16 protein-coding genes are annotated in these 18394 nt (G+C 54.3%); 2 read left to right on the forward strand and 14 right to left on the reverse strand.

The features are described 5' to 3' along the window. Positions 1 to 167 precede the first annotated feature (167 nt). Positions 168 to 2822, forward strand: coding sequence for a YfhO family protein (locus EKN00_RS03150; protein ID WP_127848699.1), 2655 nt, complete (start codon positions 168 to 170; stop codon positions 2820 to 2822). 103 nt (positions 2823 to 2925) lie between these two features. Here EKN00_RS03150 and EKN00_RS03155 read toward each other — a convergent pair whose 3' ends face one another. The 11 genes from EKN00_RS03155 to EKN00_RS03205 all read right to left on the reverse strand — a co-directional run bounded on the left by EKN00_RS03155 (position 2926) and on the right by EKN00_RS03205 (position 14187). After that, positions 2926 to 3594 (reverse strand): response regulator, encoded by a 669-nt coding sequence (locus EKN00_RS03155; protein ID WP_127848700.1) that lies wholly within the window; start codon positions 3592 to 3594, stop codon positions 2926 to 2928. After that, positions 3587 to 4645, reverse strand: coding sequence for a sensor histidine kinase (locus EKN00_RS03160; RefSeq protein WP_127848701.1), 1059 nt, complete (start codon positions 4643 to 4645; stop codon positions 3587 to 3589). Before EKN00_RS03160 ends, EKN00_RS03155 begins: the two co-directional genes overlap by 8 nt. Beyond that, positions 4642 to 5364, reverse strand: a complete 723-nt coding sequence (gene liaF / locus EKN00_RS03165; RefSeq protein WP_127848702.1) for a cell wall-active antibiotics response protein LiaF — start codon at positions 5362 to 5364, stop codon at positions 4642 to 4644. Before liaF ends, EKN00_RS03160 begins: the two co-directional genes overlap by 4 nt. A 172-nt stretch (positions 5365 to 5536) precedes the next feature. Continuing rightward, entirely contained in the window at positions 5537 to 6010 is a 474-nt protein-coding gene (gene greA, locus EKN00_RS03170; RefSeq protein WP_127848703.1) for a transcription elongation factor GreA, read from the reverse strand. A gap of 95 nt (positions 6011 to 6105) precedes the next feature. Then, a complete protein-coding gene (udk, locus tag EKN00_RS03175) occupies positions 6106 to 6747 on the reverse strand; it encodes a uridine kinase (protein WP_127848704.1) in 642 nt (213 codons plus the stop codon). 14 nt (positions 6748 to 6761) lie between these two features. Beyond that, positions 6762 to 7907, reverse strand: a complete 1146-nt coding sequence (gene mltG / locus EKN00_RS03180; protein ID WP_127848705.1) for an endolytic transglycosylase MltG — start codon at positions 7905 to 7907, stop codon at positions 6762 to 6764. A gap of 563 nt (positions 7908 to 8470) precedes the next feature. Continuing rightward, positions 8471 to 10894 carry a phenylalanine--tRNA ligase subunit beta gene (gene pheT, locus EKN00_RS03185; RefSeq protein ID WP_127848706.1) on the reverse strand — a complete coding sequence of 808 codons (2424 nt, stop codon included), beginning with the start codon at positions 10892 to 10894 and terminating at the stop codon, positions 8471 to 8473. A 6-nt stretch (positions 10895 to 10900) separates the two neighbouring features. Next, positions 10901 to 11947: a phenylalanine--tRNA ligase subunit alpha gene (pheS, locus tag EKN00_RS03190; RefSeq protein WP_127848707.1), complete on the reverse strand. Its 1047-nt coding sequence runs from the start codon at positions 11945 to 11947 to the stop codon at positions 10901 to 10903. Positions 11948 to 12291: 344 nt separating this feature from the next. Beyond that, entirely contained in the window at positions 12292 to 12648 is a 357-nt protein-coding gene (locus tag EKN00_RS03195; RefSeq protein WP_127848708.1) for a winged helix-turn-helix transcriptional regulator, read from the reverse strand. 140 nt (positions 12649 to 12788) lie between these two features. Further along, positions 12789 to 13817, reverse strand: coding sequence for a membrane protein insertase YidC (gene yidC, locus EKN00_RS03200; protein WP_127848709.1), 1029 nt, complete (start codon positions 13815 to 13817; stop codon positions 12789 to 12791). Positions 13818 to 13905: 88 nt separating this feature from the next. Beyond that, entirely contained in the window at positions 13906 to 14187 is a 282-nt protein-coding gene (locus tag EKN00_RS03205) for an acylphosphatase (RefSeq protein WP_127848710.1), read from the reverse strand. 327 nt (positions 14188 to 14514) lie between these two features. Between EKN00_RS03205 and EKN00_RS03210 the strand changes: the two genes are divergently transcribed. Continuing rightward, a complete protein-coding gene (locus EKN00_RS03210) occupies positions 14515 to 15273 on the forward strand; it encodes a TrmH family RNA methyltransferase (RefSeq protein ID WP_127848752.1) in 759 nt (252 codons plus the stop codon). Positions 15274 to 15376: 103 nt separating this feature from the next. On the opposite strand, the gene EKN00_RS03215 is transcribed toward EKN00_RS03210, so the two are convergent. The 3 genes from EKN00_RS03215 to EKN00_RS03225 form a co-directional block, all read right to left on the reverse strand. After that, positions 15377 to 15862, reverse strand: a complete 486-nt coding sequence (locus tag EKN00_RS03215; protein ID WP_127848711.1) for an HD domain-containing protein — start codon at positions 15860 to 15862, stop codon at positions 15377 to 15379. A 243-nt stretch (positions 15863 to 16105) separates the two neighbouring features. Beyond that, complete coding sequence (locus EKN00_RS03220) at positions 16106 to 17692, reverse strand: HAMP domain-containing sensor histidine kinase (RefSeq protein WP_127848712.1); 1587 nt, start codon at positions 17690 to 17692, stop codon at positions 16106 to 16108. Next, the gene (locus tag EKN00_RS03225) at positions 17692 to 18378 is read right to left on the reverse strand and encodes a response regulator transcription factor (RefSeq protein ID WP_127848713.1); all 687 of its coding nucleotides are present in this window, start codon (positions 18376 to 18378) and stop codon (positions 17692 to 17694) included. The genes EKN00_RS03220 and EKN00_RS03225 overlap by 1 nt, the downstream gene beginning before the upstream one ends. Positions 18379 to 18394: the final 16 nt, after the last annotated feature.

An 18394-nucleotide genomic window follows, 5' to 3' on the forward strand; every position in this document is an offset into this window, starting at 1 on the left:
TGGCGGCCTGGCGGTATTTTTGAGGCGGTCACCGCAGCCTGCCCAACCGGTCAATCAACTCGGCCCGGCCAATTGCGCAAAACTACATTAAATTCAACCTTTTTTCATGGAGCAAGGCCGAGGCGCGTGTTATGCTAAAAAGAACAAATAAAGGTTAGGAGACCAATATGCGTCTGGTCAAAGCAATTCGAAAGCACCCCTTGCTCGTGGCTTTTTTGCTACCAATCATCATCATGGCCATTTATTTTTTCGCGGTGCGGCACGTGTACCCGTTCGGCAATGGCAGTTTACTCACCGTTGATTTGGGGCAACAATACATAGATTTTTACGCATACTTTCGACAAACCCTGCTCGGCCACCCCGGGCAGCTCTTTTACGCGTGGAATAACGCGCTTGGTGGGGATGCGTTCGGTACCTGGGCCTACTACTTAATTAGTCCCTTCAACCTGGTGCTGTGCCTCCTGCCAAAAGCGCAACTGGATCTCGGCATCACCATCATCACGCTTCTCAAGTACGGCAGTGCCAGCTGGACGATGGCCTACTACCTGAAGCACCACAACGTTAACGGCGGCCTGCTGCCAACATTCGGGCTGGCGTACGCACTGAGCGGCTGGATGATTGCCAACCAGCTCAACCTAATTTGGTTTGACGGCGCCATTATCCTGCCCCTCATTTGCCTCGGCATCGATCAGCTGCACGGTGCCCGGCCGAAGACGTACGTCCTGTGGCTCGCTATTGCCCTCATCACAAACTACTACACCGGCTACATGCTCTGCCTGTTTGTCATCGGGTACTTCGGCTTCACCTTGTGCGAGCAAACGCAAACTTGGCGCTTACTGCGCACCAGCCTGCTGCGCTTTGCCGGCGGGAGCCTGCTTGCCGGCGCGCTCGCCGCGGTTGTCCTGCTACCCACCTTCTTTCAGCTGACCCAGAGCAAGGGGACGTACACGGTGACCCACATCACCGCGAAGTTCGAGTACAACCCGCTGCACCTGCTGAGCAAATTCTTCAGTGGCACATTCAACTTCGACCAGATGCCATCCGGTTTGCCGAACGTTTTCGTCGGCGCCATCGCGGTGCTGGCGGCGGTGCTGTACTTTACGTCCCGCAAAATTCGCTGGCAGGAACGCCTCGCCGCCCTCATCTGGACCGTGTTCCTGGGCATGTCCCTGATGTTCGAACCGCTGGATTTGCTGTGGCACGGCATGCAGTTCCCGGTCTGGTACCCGTACCGCTTCTCCTTTATCGTCTGCTTCTGGCTCATCCTGCTGGCGGCGCGCTACATTCAGGCAGAGCCGCGGGGTGCAAACCTAATCCAGCTGGCACTACTGCTCGCCATTGTGGCCAGCGCGGGCGCGTACGTGTGGCTGCACAAGAAATCGTTTAGTTTTCTCACCAGCCGCACCATCATTTTCAGCATCGTGCTTGGGCTCATGGCGGTCGTTCTGCTCAGCCTGCCGCGGCGGCGCGAATTCCGCGCTCTGGTGCTCGCATTCACAATTATCGATGCAACCGCCAGTTCCGTTTTGGCGCTCAACCAGATTAGCTACGTCAGCCACAGCGACTACCACTCCTACACCACGACGCTGTCTGCGGGCGTCAGCAAGATTCAAAAGCAGGACACCGGCTTCTACCGCATTGGCAAAACCATTTTGCGGACCAAAAACGACGCCATGCAGGTTGGCTACGTCGGCGAGGACCAATTCACGTCCATGATGCCACCCGCGCTGCCGAAATTCTTCAGTGAAATCGGGCAACCCGAGGGGGATGGCTTCGTCACATACGCGAACGGTACCATCCTGCTCGATGCAATCCTGAACACGAAGTACTGGCTTAACCTGCAGCCGCAAAACAACAATGATCTAAAGGGCAAGCTGCTGCCAACCCTCAGTCCCCGGCCCGACCTGGCCACCTACCACAGCTTCGGCCACACCGACCTGCTGGCGATTCGGCGCAACCAAAACGCGCTGGGCTTCGGCTTTGCGGCCAGCGACCAGATTTTGAAAACCAAACTGAACTCGGGTAGCCCGATTGCCAACCAGGAGCTCATGCTGGCCGGACTCGAGGGCACTGGGTACAAATCGATGTTCTCCGTTGTGCCGTTCACCCACACCACCCTCACTAATCTGCAGGAGGTGAAGGGCAGCTCAATGGTCTATAAGATGCGCGGCAAACACAAGGTCGGTAGCGTCGAATACCAATTCACGGTGCCAACCAGCGAGCCGCTATACTTGACCGTTGGCGGGGACTTCACCGATAATGCGGTCACCATCACGCAAAACGGCAAGCAGATTAAGACGTACGACACCTTCCGCAACCAGGTGATGCTGAACGTCACGCCAACCGACACCAAGACGGTTCAGACACTGAAGTTCACGTTCAGCAAGCAGATTGATTTCGGCCAGGTAACGCTGTACCAATTGAACGAACAAAGCGCACTGCGCAGCATCAAACAGCTGGCAAAGAGCAAGTTGCACGTCACGAGTTTTCACAGCAATTCGCTGAACGGCACAATTAACATCAACCAGCCGGGCCAGGTTCTGTTCACGACCATTCCCTGGGCCAAGGGCTGGCACGTCAAAATCGACGGGAAGACGGCCACCCCGAAGAAGACGCTCGGCCTCTTCATGGCCTTTAAACTCAGTCGGGGCAAGCACACCATCAGCATGGTCTACTACCCGCCGTACCTTGGCGTCGGCCTTGCAATCTCACTGGTCGCCGCGGCACTGGCCTGGCTGTGGCTGCACAAACGGCGAGAATACCGCCACGCGGCCCCCATGTCGCGGCGGCTCAGGCTGCAAATGCGCAGAGGGCGTAACTAACAACGAAGGCAACATTACCGCACACAAAAAGGCTCATTGAGGAAAAATCCTCAATGAGCCTTTTTGTGTACCCACCAGCGTTTTACAGAAAAAAAGGTTTCCCCTAGACTGCGGGAATGTGGTCGGCCTCGCCACCAGCGGGTTTGACGATGCCGTGCTTGAACGCGTAGATTGCAGCCTTGGTCCGGTCATCGACTTCCAGCTTGGCCAGAATGTTAGACACGTGCGTCTTCACGGTCTTGAGGGTGATGAACAGTTCGTCGGCGATTTCCTGGTTGCTCTTGCCTTGCGCAATGAGCTTCAGGACCTCGCGTTCGCGCGTCGTCAAATCGTCGTACAGTGCCATGTCGGCGGCGACCTTGCTGCGGTTCATGATTTTGGTGGTGACTTCCGGTTCAAGCACCGTCTGCCCCTTAGCTGTCTGCCGGATGGCGTCGGCGATTTCTTCCGCCGTGCTGGTCTTCAGTATGTAACTGGCCGCGCCGGCCTCAATTGCGGGGTAAACCAGTTCGTCGTCGATAAAACTCGTCAGAATGATCACGCGCGCTTCGGGCCAGGCCTTGAGGATTTTCTTGGTCGCATCCACCCCGTTCATGTTGGGCATAATGAGGTCCATCAAAATCACGTCCGGGCGAATTGCCAGGGCTTTTTCCAGCCCCTGCTCTCCGTCTTCCGCTTCGGCAACCACCGTTAAGTCGTCCTGCACGTTGAGGTACGAGGAAATCCCCAAACGTACCATTTCGTGATCATCAACAATCAATACTTTAATCATCGTCTTGTCCTTCCTTCGCAATTGGGACCCGAATCTCAACACTAGTTCCCTGGTTAGGGAAGCTGATAACCCGCGCGGTCCCGCCAATTGCGGCAGCGCGTTCCTGGATGTTGCCCAAGCCATAACTGCCCGCGGATTCACTCTTGCTGGTGTCAAAACCAACCCCATCGTCAACCACGCGCAGAATAACGGTGCCCGCTGATTCGTCCAGGTACACTTCCAGCTCCTCGGCCTCCGCGTGGCGCAGGGTGTTACTGAGCAGTTCCTGAACAATGCGGAACAAATTGTCTTCGACCGCCGGGGCCAACGTCACGTCTTCCAGTTCCCACGTGATGCGAATCTTAATCTTGGTCTGCAATTCCTTCAGTAGACCAATAATCCCCTCACGCAGGTGTTTGCCGGCCAAACTCGTCGGCCGCAAGTGCAAAAGCAGCGCCCGCATCTCCGACTGCGCCGAGTTGACCACGCGCTCGATGGTTTTGACCTGCTTGAGCAGTGGGTCGTCATCGTCCGCTTTCTTAAGTGTACTACGCATCGCGGACAACATCATCATTGCGGCAAAAAGCTGCTGGGAAACCGAGTCGTGCAGCTCCCGCGCAATGCGGTGGCGTTCCTGAATCAGGATGTCCTCTTTCGCCTCGCCGCCAATCATGACGGGCTGGGCACTGTAGCGCGCGATTTCGGCCTGCAGCCGCTCCATCTTGCGCCGTAATTGCTCAAGCATAACCGCACTTTCGCGGCCAAACTCAACCGAGTTGCGCCGGGTGTTAGTCAATGTGGGCACGTCCAGCTGGTTCGTGAGCATGACCGACAGCCGGTTCGCCACGTTTCGTTCTACCCGGTGCACCGCGATGTACGTGATAATGGCGGCAAGAAGCCCAGTGGTCATTGCCCCGAGCAACGCGTAGAGGCCAATCATGTTGTTGGTCATGGAGCTGATAAAACTGTCAAAACCCCGCGTCCGTTGGGTCATCCACACCAGGATGGCCTCAAACCCGAGGGTAATAATCATGACGGAACTAAAAATTCCGAGTAAGCTGCGTTTCCTCATACCGGCACGACCTCCAAATCCCCAATGAAGGCACTGGTGACAATTCGGATGTGGCGCGGTGCACTTTCGTAATCATCGGAAAATAGCCGAATGGTCTCGTTGCGCAGCGGGTGCGTTTGGCCCGCAAACGTAACGTTCCCAATGAGCGCCGAGTGGTTCAGCTCGATGCCAATCCCGATTGGGACCAGCAACCGGGTCTTCCCGAAGCCCTTGCGAATCATGACGACGTTGTCCCGCTTGGGCAAAATCGTGTTACCAAGGTCAACAATTGTGTCCCCGGCAATGAGCGTCAGGTTCACGTCGTCCCACTCGTAGACGGATTGGCCAACCACAAAATCGCCAAACCAAGGGCGGCGCTGTGTGCTGTGGTCCGCATTTTCCTCCGCGCTGCGAATGCTGATGAATTGTTTCTTGAACCAGGGGAACACCCCTAAGGCGCCGAAGCCCTGCCGCCCGGTGGATAGGACGGCAATGATGCCAATCAAAATCATCCACCAAACGGTCGGGTTGATGAAGATGGTCACAACCAGCGCAATAATGCCGAAGACAAACAGTGGTGTCCGCAGCCAATTCTTACGCCGCAGCGAATTCGCCCAGCACACACTAAGCGCTCCGAGAATACTGAACGCGAGCGTTGGTGGATTACTGATGATTTGGTAGCCTAACAGCAAAGCCAGTGCAGCTTCGATGAGGACAAAAACCCGTGCTTTAGCAGACATGTTGCACCATCCTTCCTCATCACATCATACCTGATTTTCGCAAAATTACTTAGGGCTTGGGGCCGATTTTTTACCCGAAACACAAATTAACTGGCCAAAACAAAAAAGACCGCCAGAAACTGACGTGTGGTCAGCTTCCAATCAGCCCATTTTGCGCAATTGCCTTGGTTGTTTACTTAACTTCAGTAATCTTCACGTCCATCGTGCCACCTGGGGTCTGAATGGAAACGTGGTCGCCCACGTGCTTACCAATCAGTCCAGCGGCGATAGGTGATTCGTTGCTAATCTTACCCTCAAATGGATCTGCTTCCGCAGCACCAACAATCTGGTAGGATTCTGGTTCGTCTTCACCGTCTTCAAGGAAGGTAACGGTGCGACCCACAGCGATTTCGTCGGGAGCCACAGCATCACTGTCGATGATTTCGGCGTAACGCAGCATGGTCTCTACCTGGCCAATCCGGGTTTCGAGTGTGGACTGTTCATCCTTGGCACTCTCGTATTCGGAGTTTTCGGACAGGTCACCGAAAGAACGCGCAATCTTAATGCGTTCGATTACCTGAGGACGCTTAACGAGCTTCATGTCCTCGAGTTCCTTTTCAAGCTTTGCTTTGCCTTCTGCAGTCATTGGGTACGTCTTATCTGCCATTGTTAAAAATCCTTTCATCGGGGAAATCCCCACAATTTGATTTTAGTTCATTTAATACAGGAAGAGCAAACCCAGCAGGTTTGCTCTTCCGTATGCTAGGCCAATCCGCGGTCGTTCAAGATGGCCTGAATCTTTGTTGCTAGCAAATCAATCGCAACCTGATTCTCACCGCCCTCGGGCACAATCAGATCTGCGTAACGCTTGGTTGGTTCAATGAATTCATGGTACATCGGTTTAACGGTGCTGCGGTACTGCTGAATAATGTTATCCAGCGACCGGCCACGTTCGACCATGTCCCGCTGAATCCGCCGAATGACACGAATGTCGTCATCCGTATCAACGAAGACCTTGATGTCCATCAAATTCCGCAGTTCCTCGTCAGCAAGAATGAGGATGCCCTCCAGAATGATGACGTCCTTTGGTTCAACGTGCACCGTTTCCTCGCTGCGGTTATGAATGGTGTAATCATAAACGGGCTTGTCAATCGGCTTGCGGGCGAGCAACTTCTTGAGGTCGCTCACCAGTAGCTCGGTGTCAAAGGCCAGTGGGTGGTCGTAGTTGATTAACTTGCGCTCCGCAAATGGCAGCGTACTTGCCTTGTAGTAGGAATCTTGCTCCAAAAGCATGATGGAACTGTTCTTAGAGAAGTGTTCGAAGATGGCGTGTGCAACCGTTGTTTTTCCGGAGGCAGACCCACCGGTAATACCAATTACGATTGGTTTCTGAAGTTCAGTCACGATTGTTACTCTTTCTATTGGTTGTCAGAGCCGATTGCGGCTTTGTTAACATTGTGTTCAGACAAGGTCCGGGCGAAGCGAATCTTCCCGGTCTTCAGGTTTGCAACGAAGTACAAGTAATCCTTGTCTCGGTCTGCTGGATTGAGCGTGGCCTGAACTGATGCCAAACTAGGCTGGTTAAACGGTCCTGGACCAAATCCAGGGTGTTTGTACAGGTTGTACGGCGATTTAACTTTAAGGTCGTCAAGCGTCAAATGCGTTTTGTGCGTGTTGAGCGCGTACATAATTGCGACGTCAGACTGAAGCGGCATGTTGATGGCGATTCGGTTGTAGAACACCCCAGCAATCTTGCGCCGACTGGTGGCGGTCACCCCTTCACGTTCAACAAGCGACGCAAGCGTCATTGTTTCCTGAACGCTCAGGTTCTTGTCGTCCATCGTCTTGTAGTACGGGCTGAGCGTGGTGTCCGTCTTGGCAACCATTTCGGAGACCAACTGCTCAGCACTCATGTTCTTCGAAACGTCGTACGTTGCGGGGAACAAATAACCTTCAAGTCGGTACCGCACGCCCTTAGCCTTGGACGTATCGGTTAACAACTTCGGGTATTTCTTGAGCAACTGCTTGAACAGTTTCTCACTCTTGATTGCCTTCATGAAGGACTTTCTGGTCAGGTTCGGATCCTTTTTGGTGTAATCCTTCATCGACTTCGCGATGTCAGAAATCGTCACCCCTTCACGCACGAGCACGTGCGCGACCGGTTTGGCGTTCACCGTATCCGTCCGCATTGTGTCAATGACCGCAGCCAGCGTCATGGACGGCTTGAGCGTGTATTCACCAGCCTGGAACCCGGTCAGGTTGTGCGATTTGATGTAGTAGTTAAACACCATCGCACTCTTAATGACCTTCTTGTCAGCCAAAATTGCGGCAATCTGCTTGTTGGTTGAACCAACCGGAATCGTCACAGTCACCTGCGCCTTGGAGTCAGGATTAGCCGGACCCATCGCGGACTTCACGTAACGGAAACCCATGAAGACGATCACGACAATGAGCGTCAAAATTATCCCAACAATCCACCACACAATGCGCTTAGTCACCGCACTCTGGAGTTCGCGTACGGACCGTTTATCCTGCCCGCTTGCATCATTTTTATTATCTGCCACCGTTAAACCCCCATTGCGTCACATATCCTTAATATTTTACCATGCAGCATTGAGAATGACCATAGTATCAGCTGCACGCTTGGTTAAGTATAGGTAACAAATACGGGGCAACTCTCTCTCCGCCCTGGTCTCCCCCACACCCTCGCTGTCCGGCAGCGTGAGTCCTTGGTGAAGTTCTGGGCATGTAGTGGTCTAGGGGCCGCGACTGGGCGGGGTCTCGGGTGTGCCGCCCAGCTGTGGCAACAAGAAAACACGATGTGACGACCGCGGTTTTTGCGGTTGGCACATCGTGTTTTCTTGAGGGAAAAATTTAGATTTGTGTGAGGAGCATTGAGGATTTAGGCACGAGATAGAGGCTTCAATCACATACCAAGCATCGTACGAGTCAGGTTTAAGCCGCGACGATGCAAAGCTAAATTTTTAGTCTGGAGACGGCGCTTTTCCGGCTCCAGACGACCGCCACAGCGACCACGGCGAAGCACACCCGAGGCCCAGCCCGGACCCGGAGGCCAAACCCCGCAGCGCGGAGCCCCCTCACTAATCCTACCTCAGCGAATTACTAGTTACCGAATCTGCGCGTCGAGCTGGGCCTGCAGGGCTGACTTAACTTCGCCGAATGCATTCTCAACCGTCTCTTCAGTCAGTGTTGCTTCAGGGTTCAGGTACGTCAACGTGTACGCAAGACTCTTCGTGTGGGCGGGCAGCTTGTTGCCGGTGTACACGTCGAAGAGCTGGACGTTCTGCAGGTACTTGCCACCAACGGAATTGATGACGTCCAGGATTTCAGCGTTTGACACCTTGTCGGAAATCAGAATCGCGATATCGCGCGTCATGCTTGGGAACTTCGGTGCCGGAATAGCCGTCTTGTCGCCGCGTGCGGCAACAAACAGTGGTTCAAGATTGAGTTCGAAGATGAACGTCTCTGGCAAATCGTTTTGCGCCTCGTATGCTGGGTGCAGCCGGCCGACAAGACCAATCCGCTGCCCATCAAGGTAAATCGAAGCGCTCTGACCTGGGTGCATTGCCCCATCCAAGTCTTTTGCCGCGTACGTCACCGTGCCGGCAAGGTTAAAGTCTTCGAGGAGGTGTTCAACAATACCCTTAGCCACGAAGAAATCAACCTTCTTGGCGCCGTGCTGCCAGTTGCTTGGCACCAGGTTGCCGGTCAAAACGCCGGCAAGGTATTCGTGCTCCGCTGGCCGCTTCTGGTCGGTGCTGCGAATGAAGACGCGGCCCTGTTCGTACAGAGCAACGTCGGTTTCACCGCGCTTGCCGTTGTAGCGAACCGCATCGAGCAGCCCCATCACGAGGTTTTCGCGCAAGTCCTGGTGGTCAACGGTCATGGGCCAAGCCAGTGCGGTGCGGGAGCTAGTCTCGAGGGCAAAGTGCTCGTTGTCGTTGCCGCCGCGTAATGCGTAGGTGATTGCCTGATCCAGACCGGCTGCTTCGAGCAACTTGCGACTGCGCCGAATGCGTGACTGGGTTGGGTTCAGCACGCCGACCGTCAGTGTTGATTCTGGCAATGTGCTTGGCAGCTTGTCGTAGCCGTAAAGCCGTGCCACTTCCTCAATCAGGTCGGGCACGATGCTAATGTCCCAGCGGCGAGCAGGCACGGAGACGGTGTAAATGGTGTCGCCATCTTCATCCTTGGTCGTAACGCCAAAACCAAGACGGTCGAAGATATCAGCAACTGCCTTTGCGGACAATTCCGTACCCAGCACGTGGTTAATGCGGCTAAGTTTGATGTCGATGACCACTGGTGCCCCACTAACACTCGTGGCCGTGAGTACACCCTTGGCCACATCCCCACCAGCAAGTTCACTTGCCAACCGGGACGCCGTGTCGAGGGCCAGGCCAATGTTTGACTGGTCAATACCCTTTTCGAAACGGGACGATGCCTGGCTGCGCAGGTTGTAACGCTGCGCGGTCTTGCGGACGTTCGCGTGGTTGAACAGTGCAGATTCGAACACAACCGTCGTCGTGTCCTTCGTAATCTCGGAGTTCAGTCCGCCCATGACCCCGGCGAGACCAATCGCCTTGTCTGCATCGGCAATCACGATGTCGTCACGCACCAATTCGTGGTCGTTGCCATCCAGCGTCGTCAAGCTCTCGCCGGCGCGCGCACGGCGCACCTGCACCTTGTGTCCAGCAACCTTGTCGTAATCAAAGGCGTGCATTGGCTGGCCGAAGTAAATCATGATGTAGTTGGTGATGTCCACGATGTTGTTCAGCGGGCGAATGCCGGCATTCCAGAGGCGCTTTTGCAGCCAGAGGGGACTGTCACCAATCTTGACGTTGCGCACAATGCGCAGGTTGTAACTTGGTGCATCCTTTGCATCGTCAACACTCACGCTCAGCAAACTGTCAGCAGGCGTTGCGCCCTCAACAACTGGGGCATCGTCAAAATGCGGCTTGTTGCCGTAAGTAGCACCGACTTCCCAAGCGGCACCGCGCATCCCGAGCGTGTCGGCACGGTTAGGCGTGATGTCAAAGTCGAGAATGGCGTCGTGCATCCCAAGTGCCTCGAGTGCGTCGGAACCGGGCTTCAGGGCTTCACTGAAGACATAAATCCCGTCACTGTACTTCTTCGGGGCAATGCTGTCACTGAAACCAATTTCCTGGAGGGCACACAACATCCCGTTACTGATTTCGCCGCGAATCTTGCCCTTCTTAATCTTGACGTTGTCCTTAATCCGGGCACCTGGCATCGCGACAATGACCGTCTGGCCGGCAGCCACGTTCGGAGCACCGCAGATAATCTGGCGCAATTCTTCTTCGCCAACGTCAACCTGGCAGATACGCAGGTGGTCGGAGTCGGGGTGCGCCTTAACGCTCTCGACGTGGCCAATCACGATGTTCTTGAGTCCAGCATCGGGACGCACAATTCCGGGCACTTCAATCCCGGTCACCGAAACCTTGTCGGCCAATTCCTCTGGGGAAACCGGCACATCAACTAATTCTTTTAACCAATTATATGAAACATCCATTGTGTGTTAGCCCTCCGTTTGGAATTGTTCGAGGAAACGTACGTCATTGGTGTAGAATGCACGGATGTCATCCACCCCGTACTTCAGCATTGCCAGTCGGTCGGGACCAACCCCAAAGGCGAACCCGCCGTATACTTCGGGGTCAACGCCCGCTGCCGTGAGCACGTTCGGGTGCACCATGCCGGCACCAAGCACTTCAATCCAGCCGCTGTACTTGCAGACGCTGCAACCAGCGCCACCGCACTTGAAGCAGGAAATATCAACTTCAACGCTTGGTTCCGTGAATGGGAAGTACGATGGACGCAGGCGAATCTTGCGCTCTGCCCCCAAGACGTGCTTGGCCATTGCCAGCAGCGTCCCCTTGAGGTCCGCCATGGTGATGTGCTTGTCAATCACAAGGCCTTCCATCTGGTGGAACTGGTGACTGTGCGTCGCGTCATCGGTGTCGCGCCGGTAAACGCGCCCGGGGCTGACCATCTTGAGTGGGCCCTTGGCGAAGTCGTGGTGTTCCAGCGTCCGCGCCTGGCTAGCGGAGGTTTGGGTCCGCATGAGCAACTGCTGGTCGATGTAGAACGTGTCCTGCATGTCCCGTGCTGGGTGGTCAGCCGGAATGTTCAGCATTTCGAAGTTGTAGTGGTCTTCTTCAACTTCGTAGCCGTCAACCACCTGGTAACCCATGCCCATGAAGAAGTCTTCGAGATCATCAATGGTCTGCTGCAGAATGTGTGGCGTCCCCGTGCGGACTGGACTACCGGGTAAGGTAACGTCGACAGTTTCCTTGGCCAACTTTGCGGCAATCTCCTGCTGCTCGAGCACTTTTTTCTGCTGCTCAATTGCTTCCTTCAGTTCATCGCGCACCGCATTGGCGAAGGCCCCAACCTTAGGCCGCTCACTGGCTTCAAGGTCACGCATCCCGCGCAGTACTTCGGTGATGGGGCCCTTCTTACCGAGCAGGTTGACCCGAATCTTATCGAGGTCCCCCAGTTCTTTTGACTCTTCAATGCGCTTTTGATTTTCCTGCTTTAGCGCAAGCAGGCGATCTTGTAAACTCATTGCTATTCCTTTCTGCACCATTTGGCGCGTACAGCTTCGCGATATCCGCAAAATATTTTTGGACACAAAAAAATCCCTAACCGTCATCTACATGACGATTAGGGACGAACTGATAGCCGCGGTACCACCCTAGTTTGCAAAAGCACACTTCATTAGGCGAATAACGGCCGCAACCGGACTCCGCCGCGCTAGCTAACGGAATCAGCTCAGAAAATGAATACGGGTACGAAGCACTTGGGAACCTTACAGTCGGTGGGTCCCATTTCCTGAAAGTGCCGCAATACCTGCGTTTTCTTCAACGCTGTTAAATCATTACTCTAAACAGCATAGTCGCGTCAGGCCAACTAGTCAACACATTCCTCATCGGAAAGCCAAACATCACCCCAGGCGTGGGCGCTGGCGAGTACGTCAGACAAAGCCTCACCCTTTGGTGTCAAGCGGTATTCAATGAGCGCAGAATCGGAGTGGGTCAAACGTTCAACCAGCCCTTCGCCTTCAAGTTCCTTGAGGCGTTCAACCAGCACACGGTCGGAGCACTTGGTTACTGCACTAGCAATGTCCTTGAAGCGACGTGGGCCGCCTAGGAGAACATCCAGAATCAGTCCGTTCCACTTCTTACCCAAAATGGTGAATGTCTTCTGAAAATGCGGGCAAATCACCCTATCATTCGTCTGCGTACACGGTTTAGCTACGGTTTGCATTCTAATATCCCCCAACGTTTGCTTACGTTTTGATAGTTACTTTATATAAGTATAACGCAACTTGACGCCTTTGCAAGCAAAACGGGTGCAGAAAATGGTTAATTTCCGCACCCATTCGGCCTAAAAGCGAGGCTATCGCGTTATTCGCGCTTTTGCTTGCCCGCGTTACGTGCACGCAGGTCTTCCTCGGCGTCCCCCACGGTTGTTTCCGTGCTGGAGGCGCTGCTCTGATTGCCATCAGGTTGTGCACCAGCGGCCATGCCCATTGCGGCAAGGCTGTCTGGCATTGGCGCGCGATCATTAATTCTGCCATCCGCGTCAAACATGTCTGGTTTAACCACCTCAACAACCGGCTTCTTGGTGAACTCTTCGTCCAGTCGCTTGCGAATTCCCGGTGTGATGATGAAACTCAAGATGGCCTGCTGAATTACCATAATCAGCCCAGTACCGAAGAAGTAGAGGGTCAGCCCGGCAGGAGCCGAGACACTAATGAAGAAGGTCATCATTGGCGAGAAGATAACCATCGTACTCATCGTCTTGCGTTGTTCGGCAGGAGCCGTGTACAACATCATCAGGCTCTGAACCGCGTACAGCGCAGAGGCGATGATGGTCAGCCAGAAGCTTGGGTCCCCCAGCTGAAAGCCGAAGAACGTGCTCTTGGAAATTTCAGGCGAGTACGCGACAGCGTAGTACAACCCGGAGAAGATTGGCAGTTGCAGCAACAGGACCAAGCACCCCGAGGTTGATGGCATCATGCTGCTGCCGTTCTTCTTGTAGACGTCCTGCATCAGCCCGTTGATGCGCATGGTTTCTTGCTGGCCGCTAGACACCTTCGCCGCTTTTTGGAGCAAATCAAGCTGGGGCTTCAGCACCTTGGCTTTTTCCTGCTGCATTGCGGAACCGCGCTGCTGCTTGAGCATGCTTGGCATCAGCACAATCCGGACGAACAACGTGATCAGCAGGATGGCAAAACCGTAACCATTGCCGCCAATCTGGGTTGAAATCCATTCCAGCAGGTGCTGAATTGGCACCCCGATGTACTTGTAGATTGTCCCAAACGGAAAACCGTGGGGTGGAATCTTGTATGTGTTCTTGTTCGTGCAGGCAGTGAGCAGCATTGCCATCAGGCCAAGCCCACCAAACGTAAGAAGCCGTTTCGTTTTCTTCATGAAAAAAATCGTCCCTCTGTAGTCCCCATTATTGGCGTAACGCCCTGGAGTTGATTGCTTCTAACTATACGATACGTGCCGGTTGCTTTCAACCCACAACTGCAAAACCGTCATAGGCCGGCACGGGGTCTAGGTCCTTGGCCTCGTAGGTTGATACCTGCCCGAACTTAGTGGGACTCTGCTTAATTTCCTGCACAAACGCAATCATCGCCGGCCGCTGTCCAACCGCGTGAATAATCACCGAACCGTCAGCCTGATTGGCAACATCGCCGCGAATCTGCAGCCGATCCGCCACCATCTTCGTTGCCCAGCGAAAACCAACGCCCTGGACCCGGCCAGCGACGCGAATTGTTAATGCTTGTTCTGCCATCTTCTGCCACTCCTTACCAGCTAGCGGTGCCACTTCCCCGTCAGCGTTTTCTCAATACTTCTATCTTAACGCAATTGGCCAATTACTGACCAGTTTCGGCGGGTATTTCTGGTCGACTGGCCGCCCATAATCCCTAACCGGCGACTTTTCCAGTTACTTTTTCAGAACCGCCGGCGCGCAATCGATTAGATAACGCAAAATTCCTCAAGGTTTTCACGACTGGCGGCCCTGACTAATTCTTTCTGCCCGCCCCGTATGCTATACTTGAGTGCGGAATTAGTTGCGCAAACAGATTAGGAGGCGGGGATGCGTCCCCACACAATAACTATGGAAAAAATTATGTCACCAAAGAACGACCACATTAAGTTGGCCAAAAAGTTGACGGTTAAAAAATACCAAAAAGACTACGACTGCTACCTGCTCGAAGGGCCACACTTGGTTCACGAAGCACTGAAGGCCGGCGTTGAACCCGACGTCATCTACATCACCGACAAGTACGAGAATGACCGTGAATTGCGGCCTTTCTACAACAAGCTCGTCCTCGTGTCTGAAGATGTCGCTGAACACCTGAGCGCAACACCAACACCTCAGGGGATGTTCGCGGTTTTGCCACTGCCCCACAACGAACTGCCTAAGCCTCTCAGTGGTAGTTTCCTGCTGCTCGATGGTATCCAGGATCCCGGCAACGTCGGCACCCTGGTCCGGACGGCGGACGCTGCGGGTGTCGGGACGGTTGTGCTGGGCAAGCAGACCGCTGATGCCTTTTCACCAAAGGTATTGCGGGCAATGCAGGGCAGCCAGTTCCACATCAACGTGGTTAGCGGCGACTTGATTAAACTCACCGGCCAGCTCCAGCGCGCGGGCATTCCCGTCTACGGGACGGAACTTAACGACCGGGCTAAGTCATACGGCGCCATCGCCAAGACCGACCGTTTCGCCCTCATCATGGGCAACGAAGGTAACGGCTTGCGGCCAGAACTGCTGGCCAAGACTGACGTCAACGTCTACATCCCCATGCGTGGGCGCGCAGAATCCCTGAACGTCGGGGTTGCTGCCGGGGTTGTCTTGTTCCACCTTCTCGGCTAATAAGCGAAACCAAACAATGGCCTGCACAAATGCGTGCGGGCCATTATTGTACATACGGCTCCCGCACACAAAAAAAGCCAGGCGTAAATGCCTGGCTTTTTTGCTACGCTTCAATCGCAGCAAGAATCTTCTGTTTGTATGGGTGCGAGAACTCGGCCACCGCCGCGTAATCATCCACCAGCGAAACAATGTAGCTTTCGATGTAGCGTGGGAACGCGAGCGTTGCGCCCCACATGTGTTTGATAATGATATCGCGTTCGACCTTGTTCAAGTCCGTCAAGTGCTCAGCGTTGTGCAAAGCGATGCGTGGGTGCACGTATGCGTGCGTCCCGAGGTCAAACTTGGTTGTGCGCCAGTCATAATAGAACAAGTCGTGAAGTAACCCTGCCCGTGCAGTTGAACGCACATCTAGGTGCATCTTCTTGGCAATCAGGTAGCTGGTGTAAGACACACGCAGAGAGTGCTCCAAGCGGTTACTGTGGTGGTGCTGCTTGAAGTCCGCAAGGTGTTGCACTTCTGGGGTTGCGAGCAAATCATCAATTAACGCGCGGTATTCCGTGTCTTCTTCCCACTGCCGATATAGTTCCATTCATTACCCTCCTGGAAAGTCTGCGGCGACTTGGCCAAAACCAATCACGTGCCGCAAACATATATTTGCCACTATTGTAACAGGTATCCGGGGCTTTGCCCATCCCCTTACTAAATGAAAGAAAAACGTAATAATTGCAAATACGCACGTTGAGTCCCAGACGGCCGCGACCGCAAAAAAAGGCCCACAGTGAAAGGCGGCTGCTCTTCACTGCGGGTCTGAACAATTCAGCTTTATTTGGTGTTACAGATTTGAATTCTTAATGTCGTCCGCAATGAGTGCTTCCGCATCACCATCGCCGTGGCTGGCGGCAAGCTCTTCTGCTCGCTCCGCCGTAATCCGCGGCAGGTTGATGCGGAAGACCGAACCGTAACCAAGCGAGGAATCAACGCTGATTTCACCGTGGTAGCCGTCAATCAGCTGTTTGGCAATGGCTAAACCGAGCCCATTACCACCCTTTTCCCGGCTCCGCGCCTTGTCGACCCGGTAGAACCGGCCGAACACGCGGTGCATGTTCTCGGGGCTAATCCCTTCCCCGAAGTCCTGCACGGCGATGTTCACCTCGGCGTCGCTGTTACCGATTGACACGTGAATTTCTTTGCGGTCCTTCGAGTACTTAACGGCGTTGTCCACCAGAATAATCAGCACTTGTTCTAGGTGATTGCGGTACATCTGGACCCACGAAGGCCCATCGAATTCATCCTCAAGCGTAATGTTGAAATCGGGGTGAATCATGCTCATGTCGCTGACCACCTGGTGGGCGAGTTGCTGCACCTCAACCACGGAATCGGCGTACATCAGGTCAACCTGGTCGGCACGTGTCAGATCAAGCATTTCCTGAATCAGGCTCTTCATCCGCGCAGTCTCCTGCAGCGACGCGGCCAGTGATTCATCCAGAACCTCTGGATCATCCTTCCCCCACCGACTGAGCAGCTTCAGGTGCCCTTCAAGCACGGCGACTGGGGTCCGCAATTCGTGCGAAACGTCACCAACAAAATCGCTCTGCTGATCCATGAAGCGCTGAATTCGGTCGAGCATGGCGTTGAACTCATTAATCAAGTGACTCATTTCGTCATTCGCGTTGATTTGTTCAATCCGCACGTCACTTTGCGGCTCGCTGTTGACCAGGTCAATGGTTGTCGTAATCCGCTTGATGGGCTTCAGGAACCGGCTGGCGAGCCAGAACCCAACCGCAAACGAGATAACAAACGCGACGAGGGCCACAATGTAAATGGTCCGCGTAATGCGGTTCATCGTGGCGTGGAAATCAGTCATGGCGTTGGCAACCTGAATGTAGCCAATGCGCCGGCCGGTGTGGTCAGAGATGACCGCGACCCGCCCGACCATGCCGTCGAACTTCCCCCGGCGCTCATTCTTAATGGTCATCGGGGTGGTTCGGTGCAGTGGTTGGTGGTTGCCGCGCGAGTTGAAGACCACCTCGCCGGAACGGTTGAACACCGTCACGGTGATGTCCTCACGCGAAATTTTCTCAATCATCGAATCCGCAAAAATAGAATCCTTGCCGCTCTCCGCGGGTGCATTCTCTTGGGTAATCGTGTTGCCTAATGAAGCATCTAGGCGTGGCCGAACGGATGACGGCGTTAGGTTGTCCGCGACTGGGGTGAGCCGGGACTCAACGGCGTTCACGGTATCGACGACCGTGGTACGCTCACGCTCCGCTAACGTCTGCCGCATCACGCCATAGATAACGAGCGAAAAAACGATAAAGGTCAGGAAAATCCCGACCCCCACCGTTGCCGCCCACTTCCACCGAAGCGAAATGAACCGCTTCGGTTTGGGTTGTGCTACTTCTTCTTGCGAATCCGCCATTAGGACCGCATTACGTAGCCCGTACCCCGAACGGTCTGGATGTAACTCTGTTCACCAGGACGGTCAATCTTGTTCCGGATATAACGCACGTAAACATCAACGACGTTAGTTTCAACGTCAGAATTGTAACCCCAAACCTTGCTGAGGAGGACGTCGCGGGCCAGAACAACGTTGATGTTTTCCATCAGCGTGAGCAACAGTTCGTATTCACGCTTGGTGAGTTCGATGATGTCGTCACCACGGCGCACAATCCGGTTTTCCTTTTCGATAACCAGGTCACGGTACTTGATGGTTGTCTGCTTGGCCTTGTTGGTTTCGTCCATGGAGTGCACACGCCGGAGCAATGCGCGCAGACGGGCGAGGAGTTCTTCAATGGCAAATGGCTTAACGATGTAGTCATCTGCACCGTGGTCGAGCCCAGAGACACGGTCGATGACGGAATCACGCGCGGTCATCATGATGATTGGCGTGTTCTTCACCTGACGGACCCGCCGGCAGATTTCAAGACCGTTCAAATCTGGGAGCATCAGGTCAAGCAGAATTGCGTCCCAGTCTTCGTTCAGTGCGGCATCGAGCCCGGCACGACCGTTCATGTAAACTGCAGTTTCGTCGCCTTCATGCTTCAGTTCCAATTCAACAAAACGTGCCAAGTTCTTTTCGTCTTCAATAATCAAAATCTTACTCATTGCCGTTTTACTCTCC

The organism is Lacticaseibacillus hulanensis (assembly GCF_004010095.1).
Classification (GTDB): domain Bacteria; phylum Bacillota; class Bacilli; order Lactobacillales; family Lactobacillaceae; genus Lacticaseibacillus; species Lacticaseibacillus hulanensis.

Coding starts and splice junctions, on each gene's coding strand:
- greA (WP_127848703.1), bottom strand. CDS start 6,010: ATGGCAGATAAGACGTACCCAATGACTGCAGAAGGCAAAGCAAAGCTT.
- pheS (WP_127848707.1), bottom strand. CDS start 11,947: ATGAGTTTACAAGATCGCCTGCTTGCGCTAAAGCAGGAAAATCAAAAG.
- EKN00_RS03210 (WP_127848752.1), top strand. CDS start 14,515: ATGGAAAAAATTATGTCACCAAAGAACGACCACATTAAGTTGGCCAAA.
- EKN00_RS03155 (WP_127848700.1), bottom strand. CDS start 3,594: ATGATTAAAGTATTGATTGTTGATGATCACGAAATGGTACGTTTGGGG.
- EKN00_RS03195 (WP_127848708.1), bottom strand. CDS start 12,648: ATGCAAACCGTAGCTAAACCGTGTACGCAGACGAATGATAGGGTGATT.
- EKN00_RS03215 (WP_127848711.1), bottom strand. CDS start 15,862: ATGGAACTATATCGGCAGTGGGAAGAAGACACGGAATACCGCGCGTTA.
- liaF (WP_127848702.1), bottom strand. CDS start 5,364: ATGTCTGCTAAAGCACGGGTTTTTGTCCTCATCGAAGCTGCACTGGCT.
- EKN00_RS03225 (WP_127848713.1), bottom strand. CDS start 18,378: ATGAGTAAGATTTTGATTATTGAAGACGAAAAGAACTTGGCACGTTTT.
- pheT (WP_127848706.1), bottom strand. CDS start 10,894: ATGGATGTTTCATATAATTGGTTAAAAGAATTAGTTGATGTGCCGGTT.
- yidC (WP_127848709.1), bottom strand. CDS start 13,817: ATGAAGAAAACGAAACGGCTTCTTACGTTTGGTGGGCTTGGCCTGATG.
- EKN00_RS03205 (WP_127848710.1), bottom strand. CDS start 14,187: ATGGCAGAACAAGCATTAACAATTCGCGTCGCTGGCCGGGTCCAGGGC.
- EKN00_RS03150 (WP_127848699.1), top strand. CDS start 168: ATGCGTCTGGTCAAAGCAATTCGAAAGCACCCCTTGCTCGTGGCTTTT.
- EKN00_RS03160 (WP_127848701.1), bottom strand. CDS start 4,645: ATGAGGAAACGCAGCTTACTCGGAATTTTTAGTTCCGTCATGATTATT.
- EKN00_RS03220 (WP_127848712.1), bottom strand. CDS start 17,692: ATGGCGGATTCGCAAGAAGAAGTAGCACAACCCAAACCGAAGCGGTTC.